Source organism: Aminobacter sp. P4_D5, assembly GCF_056401815.1.
The window spans coordinates 1-778 of sequence record NZ_JBFUIP010000596.1; the positions used below are offsets into that span (position 1 = coordinate 1).

Sequence of the window (778 nt, forward strand, 5' to 3'; positions counted from 1 at the left end):
GTGATGAACCTCGCGAGCCGCAGCATCGTCGAGGGCGTGGCGGTGGCGCCTGGACGCGTCCGGGTCGCGATGGGCGCCATTCCGATGGCCGCCCGATGAGCGCGCGCCTTGCCCTCCTCGCGCTGCTGGCGCTGGCGGGCTGCGGCCAGGCCGAGCGACTCTCGCGCGTCGGCCGCGCGCCGGACCTGTCGCCGGTCTCCAACCCGACGGAGGATCCGCGCTGGCGCCCCGTCACCATGCCCATGCCCCAGGCGCGCGAGGCGCCGCCCATGGCGAACTCTCTCTGGCGTCCCGGCAGCAGCACYTTCCTGCGCGACCAGCGGGCGGCCCAGGTGGGCGACCTCATCACCATCCTCGTCGAGATCCAGGACACGGCGCAGCTGCAGAACCGCACCCAGCGCAGCCGGAACGGCACGGAGACGATGGGCGTCCCGAACTTCTTTGGACTCGAGACTCCGCCCCGGCGCTTCCTGCCCAATGGCGCGGACCCCGCCAACCTGATCAACACCAACGGCGCGGGCGCCAGCGACGGCAATGGCACGGTGCGGCGCAACGAGCAGATCGCCCTGCGGCTCGCGGCGACGGTCACGCAGTCGCTGCCCAACGGCAACATGGTGGTGGCCGGGCGGCAGGAGGTGCGCGTGAACAACGAGCTGCGCGAGCTCTCGGTGCAGGGGATCGTGCGCACGCAGGATATCGCCAGCGACAACACCATCCGCCACGACCGGCTGGCCGAGGCGCGGACCGCCTATGGCGGGCGGGGGTCGCTGTCGGACAT

Annotated in this window: 1 protein-coding gene; it reads left to right on the forward strand. The window is 72.3% G+C overall.

Annotation, left to right across the window (positions count from 1 at the left end; all coding sequences use genetic code 11):
• Positions 1 to 95: 95 nt before the first annotated feature.
• Positions 96 to 778: flagellar basal body L-ring protein FlgH (flgH, locus tag AC1DWF_RS33740; protein WP_476842850.1), on the forward strand; the 683-nt coding region annotated here is incomplete at its 3' end.